Genomic DNA, 14,799 nt, shown 5'->3' with positions numbered 1-14,799 from the left:
GATTCGTTTTTTTAAATATATCATAGCCCACTAAAAAGTGGACTAGCGTTAATCACAAACACCAATACGAAAATCTTGCTGTGTTACAATTTATAGGGTTGTAATTAAATTTAACAATTTAACTGCTTTCTTATTGATTTAGTCATGGATGAACGCTTATTTACCCACGTTTTCGCACTAATCCCCAACATATCAGCCATATCCTGATCGGAACGCGATAAATAACGTTGAAAAAATACTAAATCTTTTGGGTTAATCACTTATTACCTCCTAAAATCAGGCAGTTCCCTGCCTGATTTTCCATTCTAATAATAGACTTATATAATAAACCGTTTAATAGCAGAATGTGAATCGTTAAGTCTATATATGTCTGACAGAGTTCCTTCACGTACTAAAATAAACGCATTATCATTCAAAAGTGAATTTAATGCTTGTTTCCATTCATCAATCTCATCACTTTTTGCAAAGGTCAAAATCGAAAAAAAAGTAAATTCAACATTCTTAAAATTCACAAATAATGTATCAATTAGACTTACAGGAATAACGATTGATTTATTTTTCAATACTGACATTTTAACTCTCTCGCCTATTGGCGCCAGTGGTAGGGAATTATCCCCGTATCGATAAAATCATTATGCCCGAAATCGGGCATAAGATCAATATATTTTACTATTTCTTTATCACTTTTTTACCACTAGGTTAGTCATGCAGTGCAGAGAACACAATATTATTACCTAACTTTTTATATTACTATAAATACTATCACTTTTTATTATTTTTTTTAGTTCAGATTCTTTATAAAAACCATCTTCAATATTTGAAGATGCATTATTAAACTTCTAAATCCGATCTTTTTGATAATCTGAAAAATTAAATTCAGATTCAGATTCAGATTCAGATAAAAACAATAAGCCTAGTTTTAAAATAAATAATGGCTTTTCTTTCTTCCCTTTTTCATAAACCCATATACAAAAACATCCTTCCCTGTATTGATTTTTTCATTTTATCTTCCTAAACCATCACCAAAAACAAACATTGTAAAATATAATAATATTCAAACAGAAAAAACGCAAACATTATACTTGTAATAATAATCTGATTGTGTTCATCCTCCTTATCCAGAAAATTCGATAATTTTATATCAGTATGAATTAATTTACTTTTTATACCAAATTTTTTACGTCTCATTTCACGCCTTGTATATTTATTAACATTGTTTTCACTTCCAAATAATGTTAAATTTTTCGCAAAATTCTTTTGATAACGTCTTACAGGGTAATTGTGAGAACTCTATATTTTCTAATGTAGTAAAAAAAAAATTACTTTCCATCAGTAGTTTTCGCTTAGGTTTTATCCCTTTTTTCTTATCTGATTTTGAAACTTGATCCCGTTTAAATTTTTGAAAGACTAGTTTATATTTTTCACCATTATAAAAAATCGAAAATCCCTCACTAAATGTATTCCCCTTTAATCGTCTATAGATGGGCTGATAACTTGAATCCATAGGTTTACCTTTTAAGTAGAGCGACCTGAACACAAGTCACTCTTTTATATGCTATATCAGTCACTTACAATGTCATTTATCAAGTCAATTTCAGGTGCAAATAACTGTTTATACAGCTCTATTGGAATAGATACGTTTACCGAATCACCATCAATTTCAGGTTGTGCCTCTGCCACAATATCAAGAATTTTTGTAATCGTCTTTCTCGGAGGTGAATACTTTTTAGGCGTATCACCTTGCAAGGCTTTAGCAACAGTTAGTTTTTTTTGCCGTATCAATTTTTTTGTTTCAAGCGACAAGCCGTTCACTCTTCTCATGTAGTAAACATATTGAACGGTTTTACCCACTTTTTGTGCAATTTCTTCTACTGAAAACCCGAAAACATCTAATCGTGCTAAACCTTCAGCAATTTCAACAGCGCTGACATCTAGCCGTTGGCCTGTGTTTATCATCAATAAAATGTTTTTGGCCTCATCGCCTTTCGAATCAGTAACCGCATGGCGAACAATCTCAGCGCCTAAATTTTCATTGGCTTCTTTAATAGCTAAGTATCGATGCGCACCATCAATGATAATCGCTTTCTGTGTTTCAGGGTTAAAACTCACAACAATAGGCGGAAAAATATCACCTTCTGCGTAGTCACGAGCCAGTTTTGATACATATTCTTTTACATGAGGTTGCGCCCAGTATTCATCAAAACCAAGACCTGCATAGCGAATATTTAGATTTTTTGGTAACTCAAGTAAATTAAGATCAAGCATTAATGTTTTTCTTGATCTTACCGCTTCTTTATCAATGCGTGACAATTGATCTAATGAAGTTGCTTTTTTGTCTGTCATTTTTAAACTCCCGCCAATTGGCGTTTAGTGGTAGAAAATCCAAAATAATTTAATTAAAAATATTTTAATTAGATCATTTATTATTTTTAGTTAAATAATATTGGGAATGATTACCTGTTAATAGCATAAAATACTCGCATTCGGCAGGGCTTAACAACTGCTTTCTTATTGCTCTAGACGTTGATGAACGTTTGTTTATCCACGTTTTCGCACTAATTCCCAACATATCAGCCATATCCTGATCGGAACGCGATAAAGAGCGTTGAAAAAATACTAGATCTTTTGGGTGTACATCTTTTGGATTAATCACTTATTGTCTCCTAATATCAGGCAGTATCCCTGCCTGATTATCCATTCTAATAATAGACTTATATAATAAGTCGTTTAATTGCAGAATGTGAATCGTTAAGTCTATATATGTCTGACAGAGTTCCTTCACGTACTAAAATAAACGCATTATCATTCAAAAGTGAATTTAATGCTTGTTTCCATTCATCAATCTCATCACTTTTTGCAAAGGTCAAAATCGAAAAAAAAGTAAATTCAATATTCTTAAAATTCACAAATAATGTATCAATTAGACTTACAGGAATATCAATTGATTTATTTTTCAATACTGACATTTTAACTCTCCCGCCTATTGGCGCCAGTGGTAGGGAATTATCCCCATTTCGATAAAATCATTATGCCCGAAATCGGGCATAAGATCAATGTATTTTACTATTTCTTTATCACTTTTTTACCACTAGATTAGTCATGCAGTGCAGAGACGAGAACACAATATTATTACCTAACTTTTTATATTACTATAAATACTATCACTTTTTATTAGTTTTTTTAGTTCAGATTCTTTATAAAAACCATCTTCAACATTTGAAGACACATTATAAAACTTCTAGATCCGATCTTTTTGATAATCTGAAAAATTAAATTCGGATTTTATTTTTTCATTGATTACTTCGCAATCATAATTTATCTTCAATGCTCAATCTATCAAACTCTGCGCCTAGCCTGTTCATTTCATTTAAAATACGGGATAAATTTTCATCATCCAGTACCAATTGCGCCGCAATAAAAAATAAAATGTGCAAATTAAGCTCTCTCGGTTTTTCACCGCCTGTATATTTTCGCCATTGGTTACTATTAGATACTCCCGCTAATTCAGCCATTTTCTGCCCTGTAAACTGCAATCTAAATTTCAGATCAGCTAAATCATTTGTTGAAGGCGGTATGTAATTTTTAATTAGACGCATATATCTTCCGTTTAAATGTGGGGCAATATGCCCCATACATGAATCAACCTATAAAAATATATTTAATGGCTGCAATGACAACCGCAATCCCAACAGTGACGATCAATTTTTTCAGCCAATCCATATCGCTTTTAATGGCTACCAGATCAGCTTTTAGATTATTTTCAGTCTGCTTTAAATCCTCTTTTGTCGCCGCGCTCACATTCTGCAAATCTGCAATGATTTCTACAATTTTCTCAGCTTGCGCCTCATCCATACCAGATGCTTTCAGAGATTTAATCGCGTTATGTGTATTCATAGTGATGGTTGTCATTTTTCATCCTCTTGGGGTTGATAGGCTGCTGACTATCAGCTACCTGTTTATTGACTACAATATTAACACCAAAGGGGCTAACGAGCAAGTTTTTTACACACCTTTTAAACCATTATTATGACATTTAACATAGTTATGCGTTGTTCAAATATCATACAAATTAAATACTAACTCAATAAACAACCATTAGCACTGTTTTTCTCTGTCATGATCACAAGGTTATCCACAGTTATTGTGATTAACATTTCATCAAGATTGGTTTGGGAAACGAAAAATATTGTACGATAAGAAAGCACGATTTAATCAATTACATAAGAATTAATTATCAGAAAAATTATTGATAAAAATCATTTTTTTTATCGCGTTTAACCAAAACATAATCAGGATGTTTATCGGAGAGTAATAAGAGAAATTCGTATTCCAATTTTTTCAATTTTCCACTGTTAGAGTTATCATTGACAGATATTTTGTTTTGCCAAGATTTTAAAGATATACCGAGGGCATCGGCTATTTCTTGACCTGTCAGATTAGTGGCATCTCGTAATTCAATTAATTTTTTTGGGGTAAGGATACTTTTATCAAATTTCATCTTTTTTATTCCTGTATAGATATTCATTTTTAAATCGGTTAGTGAGTTTCTGAACGGGTAACATAATGAAATTGATATCATTTACACTATCAAATAAAAACTCATTATTTAATATTTCGAATCGCTGACTTTTTACGCCTTTTGCTTTCTCTGCTTTTGTTGGATTAGTTCGGCCTAGAATAAGATAATGCAACTTAAATTTTGTTCCATCGCTGTATACCGTAAGTATACTTCTAACGCTCCCTCCTGATCTCGTCATGTATATTTGCTTCATATAACCTCTTTAAGCCTTTAACGAATGTTAAAGGCTTTATAATCAAAGTGTTGTTATAAATCCAATGATTTTTATCAGTTGGTCAGTTGTTAGATTTTTAATTTTTAGATTATAATCATCACGCCTACGTGAGTATTTTTCAACAAAACCATAAATTTTATTCACCGTATTAAAACCTGTAAAAGCGTTATAATGTGGTGTCAACGAACCAAACCTTGAAATCATCCCTTTTAGAATCCGCTCCTTCTCTTTTTCGATCTCATACTCTTCAATATTTTTTTTGTATTCTTGAATTTCTTCATCAAGATGATTTAAAATTTTTCGGGTGATATCTCTTGCTATCTGTTCGGGTTTTCGTTTATCTGAAACTGTGCATTGATGATCAGCAGTACTAAACAAACTGGTATCAATTGAACCGTGAATGATTAAACGATCTTTTTCTTTCCTGACACAAACTGAATAATCTTTATACTTTGGTGAAGTTAAATAAATGCAGTGATACCATGATTTAATTTTGTTCACTCGCCAATCATTACCTAATATTCTACAAATACTTTCACAAGTAGGCTCATACTGCTCAAAGAATGTTTTTATTTTACTCATTTTATCCTCTAGCCGCTCGGCTGTTATTCATGATTATAGGATATACCTATTGCCCTCATGACATAATGTCAATGTATAAGGGGCTATTGCCCCTTTTATTAAGCCCTATTTTCAACTTGTAGTCTTCCTTTTGACTTCTGTAACCCTGATGTACCGTACTTTTCACGGATTTCATCCATGCTGTGCTCTCTGCGATTTCCAAGACATTTATGCTCTTCAGGATGGTAATTCCACAATTTCTTTTTACGCGCCCATTTACAACCTATATTCTTAAGTTCTTCCTTATGGGGTTTAGTGTTGCCACTGATCCAAATCCAATTACCTGTAACCTCAAAAAACACTCCCTCCATCGTGATTAATGCAGTTAATACGCTTTCCAGTTTCTCACCATAATTGTATTGTGAGCTTGGATCAGTACTTTGCCATTCATTGATTCTATCAATGTTTTTCATCAGAAAATTATAAGCGTGATTAACGGCTTTCATCATTTCTGCACCAATGGAATTGCGGTCAGGATGATATTTTAACGCCGATTTTTTGTAGGCTTGTTTAACGTCTATTTCAGTTAATTCACCAGATAAACCAAAAACGTTTAATGCTTCTTGAAAGTTCATTTTGTAATTCCTCGCCGTTCGGCTGTTATGATTTTTTTATGTTTTCCCTTGTTAGGATACAGATAATATACTCCTTATTTAAGGAGTAATCAAGCGTTATTTCTGAATAAGCCTTATTTTTGAGAGTTATTGAGAGGAGACAATGATGCTAATGGGAAATGGCATAAAACGAAGTGAAACGACTTCTAAGCGGTTTTATCAGTGTATTGAATGAAATCCCAGTGAAAACATAAATATTCCTTACAATGCGATTTGTGAGCTTAAAAAAATAAAAATGGTTTTGCAGTAATCCGCAACGCTCGCCGCAGTCTTTTTCTGAGGCGTACCGTAGGAGCAAAGCGACGAGGAACGAACAGAGAAAGCGAGGAAGCGTAATAGCATCAGAAGTCGCATTTAGCACGGTCACACTTTGGTTTAAATTCGATCAGTTTGAAATAAGTTTAAGAAATGACCGTTAAAACCGGCTTTTTTATCAGACTGGCGACATTTATCCACAGTGATATGTGATTAGATACTTATAAAGCTTTTTTTTATTAGAAACTTGAAAGCTTGAACTACATTCAATGCATTAATATATATGTCTTTTTTAAGACAAACATGAGTGTTTAGTTCGTCAAACATGAGTACTTAGTTCGTTAAATATGAGTGCTTGGTTCACTAAACATGAGTACTTAGTTCGTTAAATATGAGTGCTTGGTTCACTAAACATGAGTACTTAGTTCGGCTTATTAACAGACTTTTTGTTGTTTGTAGATAATGTACTGATTAACTCAATGAGGTATGAAACAATTAAACTTAGATGTGAATGTGATCTAGCTCTAAACATGAGTGCTTGGTTCGTAAAACATGATAAATTAAATTTTACACTCATGTTTTTACTGCTAAGCTTATCGTTATAAAAGGTCAAATATGAAACTTAAAAGTGCTATGAATATTACTCAAAAAACAAAGATTAGGCATCGTAACGAGCTAAATCAAACTTTGGCTCAATTGCCTTTGCCCGCTAAAAGAGTCGTATACATGGCATTAGCGCCCATTGATAGTAGAAACCCGATAGAAAATGGACGAATATTTAAAATCAGAGCAGATGATTTTGCGGCTATTGCTGATATATCAGTAACACTTGCTTACCGACAACTAAAAGAAGGTGCTAAATTATTGAGTGCTAGTAGTTTATCACTTAATGGAAATGATATTGTTTCCTTAGCAGAAGATCTTGGGCTTCCATATTCTGCCAAAAATAAACCATCCCAAATTGATTTATCGATAACTGATTATTGTGCCTATTTCAATAATGAGGGATATTTAGAATTACGTTTTTCAAGAACCATTGAACCATACATCTCTAGTTTATTAGGAGAAAAGTATAAATTCACAACACAATTACTAATGTCTAGTATGAGACTTAGTAATCAATATTCATCTGCTTTATATCAATTAGTGAGGAAAAACTATTCTAGTTTTAAAAGGAAAAATAAATTTTCAATATCATTGATAAATCTTAAAGATGAGCTTGCTGTTTATAAAATTCTTCCTAATGGTGATATTGAATATAAATATCCAGATTTTCCGATTTTTAAAAGAGATATTTTAAAAAAATCCGTTGCTGAAATAAAGAAGAAAACAGAAATTTCTTTTTTAGAATTCACAGAAACAAGAAGTGGAAGAAAAGTAAGTAATATTGTTTTTGAATTCCTTATAAATGAAGATGTTTTCTCTGGCAAAGGAATTGAAAATAATATTGACATTGATTCTTTAAGTAAAGAGGAGGCTGGATTTATTAAGATGTTTGATGAAGAATTTCCCTCAGAATAATTGTAACTACTGGTGCATAAATCAAACAATTGATATGATTTATTTTTTCGACTAGAACAACAATTAAAAATACACTACCGAGTATTGAAGCGCTGGAGACGGGGTTGAACAGAGACTTGAATGAAGATGAAAGGTAAGCAATCATGAGTAAAGTACCTGGTGATTTCATAGGTTACAGTAAGTTTGTCGTGGATAGTGACTGGCTCAGGGATCAGAAGGAATTGCGTTATCAGAAACGCCTCCGCCAGTTTGAACAGTGGTCTAAAAAGTGGATCACTGTAACCCGCCTGAAAACGGATCGACTCTGGACTGATTGGGCAATCAGGCAATGGCTGGGAAAACCTAAAAAGCAAGGTAAATATAACGTGTTTTCGGTAGAAGATGTGAAGGTTGCCGAACGCAAAAAAGCCTTTAAGGAATGGCGTCAACCACGACTTGACAAGAAGCTGTCCATCAATGAATTTTTCGAACTTCCAAGATTATAGATAAATGGAATGATACGACACAAGCGATAGCAGACAGCAGATGTCAACTGGAATGGCTTCCCGCTTATAGTCCGGATTTGAACCCAATAGAACACAAATGGGGAGGAGCAAAAGCGATCAGGAGGCAAAAAAGATGTTCAGTTGATGAGTTATTTACGGAGCATATTTAATATGTCATATTATGATGATTCTGCTATACCATGAAATGATATTCTAATTTTACTCCATATTGGGGGGTTACCCATTCCCTCGATAAATTCATTCGAAATTTATAACAAGGAAATTGTTTTATGTATCAAATTTATATGTTATCCCCTTCTGCTCATAAGAGCATGGAGCTAGAAAGATAAACATTAGGCAGAGAGACAGAACGCTACTTAAATACTAACGGACGCTGGTCTAGTTTCCCCCCAAAACGTGATAACAGGCTCTTGTATTAGTCTTCTTTTGAAGAAGCACAGCAGGCTGCAAACCAAATGATGTTATGGCGGAAAAGAAAAATTAATGTATCTCAAGCAGGATTCTCAGATAAACGTATTTGGAGCGATTAATACCGTTTTAGGATAAAAATATCCCTTGTTTACAAGGATACCAAACTAATAAATTATCAAAAATCGAAATTGGGACTATTTAATCTTAATATTTAAAACAATCGGATTTTTGAATCGTGGAATAAGGTATCAATGGTTTTAAATTATGGTACTAAAATCCGTAAAATATTATAACTGAATGTTAATAAAAAATGTTGTTTTATTTGCGTAGCAAATATAAGGGGCGAAATATAGCTAAAAAAAACTACAATAGCCGATACGCCCCGAAACAGAGCATTTGAAGGTATGACGTAAGGCATATCTGAAAATGCGACTGAGAGCCTTACATAAAGCACAACCCCCCTCTTCCCTGCAAAGCCATATTTACTCAAGTTAATGATGAAGTCTCGTGAGTCTCTTACGCAGTGATTCCGCTGTTAAGCGGAATGTATCTGCGAGTTAGTCGGACGCGGATAGCGGGCGACTTACTGAGACGGCTAGTGCTATAGCTACAGGTAAAGAAGATTAAATTTTCATTGATATAAATGTAGTATTTTTGTTTAGCTCTGAACAGAGTGAAGAGTGCTAACATTCGGAGTTGTTGCCTTTAGGCCAACTCCATGCCATTCCCTTTTTAAAGGGCTTTTTTGTTCAGAAATAAGCTTCGAAATTAATAAAATTTAAAACCACTGATTCGAAGTTAATGGCTTTATTTTTATACCTCTTGGCAAATTTTAAGTAGAGAATCGATTTCAGATGCACAAGTTCGAAAAAGAGATAGAAATAGATGGGTGAAACGAGTAAGAAGCAATCGAGATTTATCATCGAGTGAAACACCAAAACCGCGCTAGGCACGGTTATTCGGATTAATCATCAAAGAAGTATTTAGTTAAGTAAGGATGATGCCTTCTTGCTCAAGTAACAGTCGGTAAAATTGTTCTGAGTACTCGCTTATGTAAGGATTCAGCTCTTTTAATTTGTTTTTTGCATAATGGACAGCAACCGGTGTTGTTGTTTTTTGCCATTCGACAAACATACTCCAGTAGATTGAATCTGATTTGTCCTTTTTACGTAGATTCGCCACTGAACGCCGCGTTCCATCAAGTTCGGCTTCCAGATTTTCCGTTTGGTTATCCAAAGTCTCAATGTTGTCTTTGATGTGTCTCAGAGCTTCGTTTTTCTGTTCCTGTAAATCCTGAGCAACTACTGAGCGTTTAATCTTTTTCAGTAGCTGGCGCAAAGCATGTTTATTCTTTATATCAATACCCAGCCTTTCCATTCGCAATAAGTGACGCTGGTATTTTTTATCCAGTGATTCTAGTTGGCCACTTTTGATAGCCCAGTTTTGAAAATTAACCAGACTACGCCGTATTTCTTCAATTGGAATACCTTTAGACGTAAAAAATGAGGGTGTGAGCCAGATACGCATCGGTTTGTTTTGCCCTGTATCGAGATCTTTATCTCTATGAACAATGAGATGTCCAAGTTGTTCAAGGACAGAAAGTGCATGGAGTGTTACATCATAGGCTTTGCGTCCATTATCATAGATATGCAACACACCCATCGCAGCAGCAATTACCTCAATAGACGCCATAACTTCAAACAGGTGATCACGGCATGGATAAAAGTCTGCATACGCTACCAACGCCAGTGACAATGATGTTAAAGCTTCACGACTTTCAGAACGAGTTGTAATTCGCATCGGTTTTGGCACAAAATGCGGATTATTACGTTCTGTATACGGAGTATACCCTGTTTGGCGCAAAGCAATAAGTTGCCTATCCTTTCGCCAGTCATGGCTTTTCAAGGTGCGCGACAGACGGGCAGGCGTACCATTGGGAATGCTAATATCCCAGTTTGGTGTGTGGTTACGGTGCGTTTTTGTTCCATTTCGTGGGACAGTTGATGAAATCGGCGGTTGTTCAGCACACGGAATCGAGGTAGAAATTTCGTCGAGTTGTAAATTATTCACCCATTCCCGCACTTATGGTCGGGCGAAGGGGTTGATCTGATGTCCACATTTGCTATAATCCTCTTTGCCGCAAGGAAGTTTAGCCCCCTGATTGCTCTCTACCGACCAAAGTTGAGGAGCATCAGGGGGTTTGTCTTTTCAGGCGTTTTACAGGACACCTGCGCCTTGCGAAATGTGTTTACTGTTTGTCCAAAGATTCTGATGAAATTAATTTAGTTTATATTTTTCTACACTATTACCTTATTATGGGTACTCGTTTCATCAAAAACTTAAATTATTCTGGCTGAGTTTCAACCCTCTCATAATAGCGGCTTGCATCTTCCAGCGCAAGCCAGCATAAAGAATTTTAAGTTAAATATTCTGCCATTCTGGTCACAGAGATTTAATTTATTTGCTTCATTGCACTATTTCGTTTTTTCATCAATTTTTCTGGAAAAAAATTGTGCATCTTGATTTTGTGGCTTACGAATAAAATTTATTCTTTTCTGATTGTATAAAGCCAAAATACTAATCCTAATATGGACATGGCAATTCCTGCGAACCAAATAAAATATCTATAATAATCATTATATTACATCCTTATTTTGTTCGTCTAACCAATTTTTAATCAGTTCAATCACAACACCTGTCATGTCGATTTCTTGAGTTAAACACGTCAGTTTGAATTTCTTATGCAGTTCCTCTGGTATATTCATCTGCAATTTCTTAGTTGGTAATGAAGGTTGCTGAATAGCCGCTAATGCCTTGCTCACTTGATTGTGTTTACCTAACTTCATTAATGGTTTGTTTTGACTACTCATGATTTGATAATTTCCATAATTTCTTTTGTTATGTTGTCAATTTCACCCTTAGCATGTCCATCCGTGGTATCGTAGACAGTTCCCCCATCAAGCATCGTTTTAATATAAGATTGTCTTTGTGTGATCCCTGTTTTTAACGTATTTACACCCGTTGATTCAATTGAATCTTTTAAAATTTTCAGCATTTTTGCGGTATTAATTTTCTTTGTAATCAAAAACTTAGCCTTAACTGGCTGTAATTCGTTACGGGCATCAATAACAGCTAAAATTGCCGTACTTGCAGCGAAATCTAACGGAGATGGTGTTACCGGAATGATAACCAAATCACTGACCATGACCGCAGCGGACGATATCGCTGAGATAGCGGCTGCGCCATCGATAATGATGTAGTCATAAGATTTAAGGGTTTTCTTGATGGAGTAAACTTCTTTCTCTGAACTTGCTGCAACAACCTCAAAAGCACATTTTTCTTCTTCATACCAATTCCCTATACTCATTTGGGGATCAGTATCCACAACAACAACGCGATGCCCCATTCTTACAATAGCTGTAGCTATGTTGATCGAAGATGTTGTTTTACCAACTCCGCCCTTGCCGTTTAAAAATGAAATAACCTGACTCATACAATGACCTCTTTGATTCGGTTAATCCTGTAATCCTGTAATCCTGTAATCCTGTAATCCTGTAATCCTGTAATCCTGTAATCCTGTAATCCTGTAATCCTGTAATCCTGTAATCCTGTAATCCTGTAATCCTGTAATCCTGTAATCCTGTAATCCTGTAATCCTGTAATCCTGTAATGATTGAAGCATACCCCTGAAATTTGTCAACCATAATCACATAATCTCGCCCTCCTAAAAAACACCATTAAGATCAAAAAAACAGTAACATATCACTACCTTATTTCTATTTTATAAAAAATAAAGACACCACAAAACCACCATTTTAACCTTGATATATAAAATAATGGTGATATCATGTAACCATATTAATTATTTTATGGTTACATTAAACTCCCTTTTTTAGTTTAAAAGGTGTCATTAATAAGTAACACTGATGCAGTGTTCTGACTTCATAGGAAAGATATTTCGATGAAAAAATGAACGTTGACAAGAAAGCGAAAAGGGTGAACACACACAAGAATGCATAAGCAATATATCTGATTCAGTAAGCTCAATAGAAACAGCTATTGATGAATTAGGAAATGTGCAAGAAGACTAAATTGCAATTAACACTATGTATCAAAATATTCAACTTAATAAAATGAGGTTTATAAAATGATCGTATTTTGTGATGATGGTTCTACAGCAACAAAATTATCTTGGTTTGATACAAATAACAAACTGCAAACCAGTGTGATTACAAATGGTTTTACGTCATCTTGGAAATCTAGTGGTTTCGGTATAACAAGCTATAACTATTTACTAGAAGATCAAAGATATTCTTATTCACCAAACAGCCATGAAATAGAAGTAACAACGAATATTAGATATCAATACAATGGCATCAATGCACTAGGTATTCAGCAGGCGCTACAAGAATCAGGTCTCAAACCACAATTGATTGATATTGTTGTCACATTACCTATCTCTGAATATTACGATTCTGATTCTCAAGAAAATACACAAAATATTAAGAATAAAATCAAAAATATCAAGAGAAAAATTTCATTGAATAAAGGCAACGTGTTCACATTTAATAATGTATATGTTTACCCTGAATCTATACCAGCTCTCGTCCCTGAGTTAGAAAAAACACATATATTAGACTATGAAAAATCACTCATTCTAGATTTGGGCGGTACAACGTTAGACTGCGGTTTAATCATGGGGGAATTTAAGGATGTAATTAAAGTATCTGGTGCTCACAACATTGGTACTCAATCATTAATAAAAGAAATTTCTAATGCTTTGTTAAAAGCAGATACCTGTATGAATTTTAATGACACGGATATTTTTATCAGGAAAATGTTAAATAATGAAGATATTGCACCATTGGTTAATAACATTGAACAGATTCCAAAAATCAAAGAACAACTGGTAATTTCTTTGAAGAAATTAGCCAAATCATGTGTTAATCATATAGAACAAAATTATGAAGGTTTTCAGAGGATTTATATCACAGGGGGGGGGCAGAATTAATCTATCCTCATCTACAAAAGCACTGGGAATATTTAGGTGATAAGGTTGTTAAGCTTGATTCGCCACAACTTGCGCTAGTGATGGCGTTGCACATGATTCACACTGAATAAGAGATAATAATGAACAATAAAAAACTATTTTTTTACTTGAATACCGATAATGCTGAACAAAATGAGTTGTTCGAATTTATCAGTAATGAAAAAAATAGAACTCAAGCTGTTAGGGATTCAATATCCCTAACTCTCAGATTGCACAAGTTAAACAATAGCTTACCAACAATACTCAATGCCTTACTACAAAACTCAGGCAACATTGATGATATCAAAGCAATGCTTGATGCTATCAATAAAAACGATAGCAACCATTATGAAAATGTGGCTTGGCAAAAAAGAGTCGTAAATACGTTAGAGCCTAACCATCCGTGGTCTGATTGGATTGCAATTACACAATCCGAATATGAAAAATCATTAAAAACACCTGATTTAACAACGCAGGTGAGGGCACTGAAAGGAAAACAACTAGGTGATAAGGAAAACAATATAGATCATGTGATAGCGATAAAACCGAATAATCCAGTGAACGCGCAACCCGAAAAATATAAAGTACCAGATAATGATGTTGTCAGTAACGCTAAGAAAATATTCGGTAAAAAAAGATAACCATGCGATAATCTTATTTAGGGTCTAAAATGCTAAAGACGAGAATTTAAAATATCTCCTTTAGCATTTTAGATTAAAATTGGAGTGAACATGTTTATATTTTTGATAGTTACACAAGTTATCATCTATGGATTAACACTGTACTACTTTGTTCAACACGGGAAAACGGGAAAACATAAATCTACTTTTAGAGTGTTATTATTTTTTCTGATATTTTTATCAGCGACATTATTGATCTTAACTGGCACACCAACAAAATATCCAATTAATTTTATATAAAAAATTAATTACAATCATTTTCTCAGCGGGTTCACGTTATGTCACGCCAATCAGAAAAATTTAAAACCAGATTATATATGAATATGATATTATGGTAAAATAATTAACTAGGAATTTTAAATTATTAAC

At 34.0% G+C, this 14,799-nt stretch carries 18 protein-coding genes and 1 pseudogene; 5 read left to right on the top strand and 14 right to left on the bottom strand.

Translation table 11 applies throughout. The features are described 5' to 3' along the window. Nucleotides 1-110: 110 nt before the first annotated feature. The 11 genes from Xish_RS18720 to Xish_RS17875 all read right to left on the bottom strand — a co-directional run bounded on the left by Xish_RS18720 (nucleotide 111) and on the right by Xish_RS17875 (nucleotide 5,989). Nucleotides 111-260, bottom strand: a complete 150-nt coding sequence (locus Xish_RS18720) for a hypothetical protein (protein ID WP_167383301.1) — start codon at nucleotides 258-260, stop codon at nucleotides 111-113. A 57-nt stretch (nucleotides 261-317) separates the two neighbouring features. Continuing rightward, nucleotides 318-572, bottom strand: a complete 255-nt coding sequence (locus Xish_RS17920) for a hypothetical protein (RefSeq protein ID WP_099119183.1) — start codon at nucleotides 570-572, stop codon at nucleotides 318-320. A gap of 647 nt (nucleotides 573-1,219) precedes the next feature. After that, nucleotides 1,220-1,504: a hypothetical protein gene (locus Xish_RS17915; RefSeq protein WP_099119182.1), complete on the bottom strand. Its 285-nt coding sequence runs from the start codon at nucleotides 1,502-1,504 to the stop codon at nucleotides 1,220-1,222. 56 nt (nucleotides 1,505-1,560) lie between these two features. Next, nucleotides 1,561-2,343, bottom strand: a complete 783-nt coding sequence (locus tag Xish_RS17910; protein ID WP_099119181.1) for a ParB/RepB/Spo0J family partition protein — start codon at nucleotides 2,341-2,343, stop codon at nucleotides 1,561-1,563. 73 nt (nucleotides 2,344-2,416) lie between these two features. After that, nucleotides 2,417-2,653 (bottom strand): hypothetical protein, encoded by a 237-nt coding sequence (locus tag Xish_RS18440; RefSeq protein ID WP_141554008.1) that lies wholly within the window; start codon nucleotides 2,651-2,653, stop codon nucleotides 2,417-2,419. A gap of 58 nt (nucleotides 2,654-2,711) precedes the next feature. Beyond that, a complete protein-coding gene (locus Xish_RS17905) occupies nucleotides 2,712-2,966 on the bottom strand; it encodes a hypothetical protein (RefSeq protein ID WP_099119180.1) in 255 nt (84 codons plus the stop codon). A 342-nt stretch (nucleotides 2,967-3,308) separates the two neighbouring features. After that, nucleotides 3,309-3,596 carry a transcriptional regulator gene (locus Xish_RS17900; RefSeq protein WP_099119179.1) on the bottom strand — a complete coding sequence of 96 codons (288 nt, stop codon included), beginning with the start codon at nucleotides 3,594-3,596 and terminating at the stop codon, nucleotides 3,309-3,311. A gap of 43 nt (nucleotides 3,597-3,639) precedes the next feature. Beyond that, nucleotides 3,640-3,909 carry a CCDC90 family protein gene (locus Xish_RS17895; protein WP_099119178.1) on the bottom strand — a complete coding sequence of 90 codons (270 nt, stop codon included), beginning with the start codon at nucleotides 3,907-3,909 and terminating at the stop codon, nucleotides 3,640-3,642. A 334-nt stretch (nucleotides 3,910-4,243) separates the two neighbouring features. Then, nucleotides 4,244-4,498: a helix-turn-helix domain-containing protein gene (locus Xish_RS17890; protein WP_244186235.1), complete on the bottom strand. Its 255-nt coding sequence runs from the start codon at nucleotides 4,496-4,498 to the stop codon at nucleotides 4,244-4,246. 316 nt (nucleotides 4,499-4,814) lie between these two features. Beyond that, the gene (locus Xish_RS17880; protein ID WP_099119175.1) at nucleotides 4,815-5,375 is read right to left on the bottom strand and encodes a hypothetical protein; all 561 of its coding nucleotides are present in this window, start codon (nucleotides 5,373-5,375) and stop codon (nucleotides 4,815-4,817) included. Nucleotides 5,376-5,473: 98 nt separating this feature from the next. Beyond that, the gene (locus Xish_RS17875; RefSeq protein WP_099119174.1) at nucleotides 5,474-5,989 is read right to left on the bottom strand and encodes a J domain-containing protein; all 516 of its coding nucleotides are present in this window, start codon (nucleotides 5,987-5,989) and stop codon (nucleotides 5,474-5,476) included. 909 nt (nucleotides 5,990-6,898) lie between these two features. Here Xish_RS17875 and Xish_RS17865 point away from each other — a divergent pair. The 3 genes and pseudogenes from Xish_RS17865 to Xish_RS19430 form a co-directional block, all read left to right on the top strand. Next, entirely contained in the window at nucleotides 6,899-7,804 is a 906-nt protein-coding gene (locus Xish_RS17865) for a replication initiation protein (protein ID WP_099119172.1), read from the top strand. Between the two features lie 143 nt (nucleotides 7,805-7,947). Then, complete coding sequence (locus tag Xish_RS17860) at nucleotides 7,948-8,289, top strand: hypothetical protein (protein ID WP_099119171.1); 342 nt, start codon at nucleotides 7,948-7,950, stop codon at nucleotides 8,287-8,289. Between the two features lie 17 nt (nucleotides 8,290-8,306). After that, a pseudogene (locus tag Xish_RS19430) lies at nucleotides 8,307-8,417 on the top strand (transposase); the annotation flags it as partial. Nucleotides 8,418-9,708: 1,291 nt separating this feature from the next. On the opposite strand, the gene Xish_RS17850 reads toward Xish_RS19430, so the two are convergent. The 3 genes from Xish_RS17850 to parA form a co-directional block, all read right to left on the bottom strand. Next, nucleotides 9,709-10,791 carry a Replication protein gene (locus Xish_RS17850; protein WP_244186233.1) on the bottom strand — a complete coding sequence of 361 codons (1,083 nt, stop codon included), beginning with the start codon at nucleotides 10,789-10,791 and terminating at the stop codon, nucleotides 9,709-9,711. Between the two features lie 566 nt (nucleotides 10,792-11,357). Then, the gene (locus tag Xish_RS17845) at nucleotides 11,358-11,591 is read right to left on the bottom strand and encodes a plasmid partition protein ParG (RefSeq protein WP_244186231.1); all 234 of its coding nucleotides are present in this window, start codon (nucleotides 11,589-11,591) and stop codon (nucleotides 11,358-11,360) included. Further along, nucleotides 11,588-12,214, bottom strand: a complete 627-nt coding sequence (gene parA / locus Xish_RS17840) for a ParA family partition ATPase (RefSeq protein ID WP_099119170.1) — start codon at nucleotides 12,212-12,214, stop codon at nucleotides 11,588-11,590. The genes Xish_RS17845 and parA overlap by 4 nt, the downstream gene beginning before the upstream one ends. Before the next feature lie 654 nt (nucleotides 12,215-12,868). On the opposite strand from parA, the gene parM reads away from it, so the two are divergent. Continuing rightward, entirely contained in the window at nucleotides 12,869-13,732 is an 864-nt protein-coding gene (gene parM, locus Xish_RS17830; RefSeq protein WP_099119168.1) for a plasmid segregation protein ParM domain-containing protein, read from the top strand. Nucleotides 13,733-13,851: 119 nt separating this feature from the next. Next, nucleotides 13,852-14,391, top strand: coding sequence for a hypothetical protein (locus tag Xish_RS17825; protein ID WP_099119167.1), 540 nt, complete (start codon nucleotides 13,852-13,854; stop codon nucleotides 14,389-14,391). The last annotated feature ends 408 nt before the right edge of the window (nucleotides 14,392-14,799 follow it).

Source organism: Xenorhabdus ishibashii (assembly GCF_002632755.1).
In the GTDB taxonomy this organism is placed as follows: domain Bacteria; phylum Pseudomonadota; class Gammaproteobacteria; order Enterobacterales; family Enterobacteriaceae; genus Xenorhabdus; species Xenorhabdus ishibashii.
This window is presented reverse-complemented; position numbering and strand designations above follow the sequence as displayed.

Excerpts from the sequence above, each read along its gene's own strand:
- Xish_RS17920 (WP_099119183.1), bottom strand. The coding sequence starts at position 572 with ATGTCAGTATTGAAAAATAAATCAATCGTTATTCCTGTAAGTCTAATT.
- Xish_RS17915 (WP_099119182.1), bottom strand. The coding sequence starts at position 1,504 with ATGGATTCAAGTTATCAGCCCATCTATAGACGATTAAAGGGGAATACA.
- Xish_RS17910 (WP_099119181.1), bottom strand. The coding sequence starts at position 2,343 with ATGACAGACAAAAAAGCAACTTCATTAGATCAATTGTCACGCATTGAT.
- Xish_RS17905 (WP_099119180.1), bottom strand. The coding sequence starts at position 2,966 with ATGTCAGTATTGAAAAATAAATCAATTGATATTCCTGTAAGTCTAATT.
- Xish_RS17900 (WP_099119179.1), bottom strand. The coding sequence starts at position 3,596 with ATGCGTCTAATTAAAAATTACATACCGCCTTCAACAAATGATTTAGCT.
- Xish_RS17895 (WP_099119178.1), bottom strand. The coding sequence starts at position 3,909 with ATGACAACCATCACTATGAATACACATAACGCGATTAAATCTCTGAAA.
- Xish_RS17890 (WP_244186235.1), bottom strand. The coding sequence starts at position 4,498 with ATGAAATTTGATAAAAGTATCCTTACCCCAAAAAAATTAATTGAATTA.
- Xish_RS17880 (WP_099119175.1), bottom strand. The coding sequence starts at position 5,375 with ATGAGTAAAATAAAAACATTCTTTGAGCAGTATGAGCCTACTTGTGAA.
- Xish_RS17875 (WP_099119174.1), bottom strand. The coding sequence starts at position 5,989 with ATGAACTTTCAAGAAGCATTAAACGTTTTTGGTTTATCTGGTGAATTA.
- Xish_RS17865 (WP_099119172.1), top strand. The coding sequence starts at position 6,899 with ATGAAACTTAAAAGTGCTATGAATATTACTCAAAAAACAAAGATTAGG.
- Xish_RS17860 (WP_099119171.1), top strand. The coding sequence starts at position 7,948 with ATGAGTAAAGTACCTGGTGATTTCATAGGTTACAGTAAGTTTGTCGTG.
- Xish_RS17845 (WP_244186231.1), bottom strand. The coding sequence starts at position 11,591 with ATGAGTAGTCAAAACAAACCATTAATGAAGTTAGGTAAACACAATCAA.
- parA (WP_099119170.1), bottom strand. The coding sequence starts at position 12,214 with ATGAGTCAGGTTATTTCATTTTTAAACGGCAAGGGCGGAGTTGGTAAA.
- parM (WP_099119168.1), top strand. The coding sequence starts at position 12,869 with ATGATCGTATTTTGTGATGATGGTTCTACAGCAACAAAATTATCTTGG.
- Xish_RS17825 (WP_099119167.1), top strand. The coding sequence starts at position 13,852 with ATGAACAATAAAAAACTATTTTTTTACTTGAATACCGATAATGCTGAA.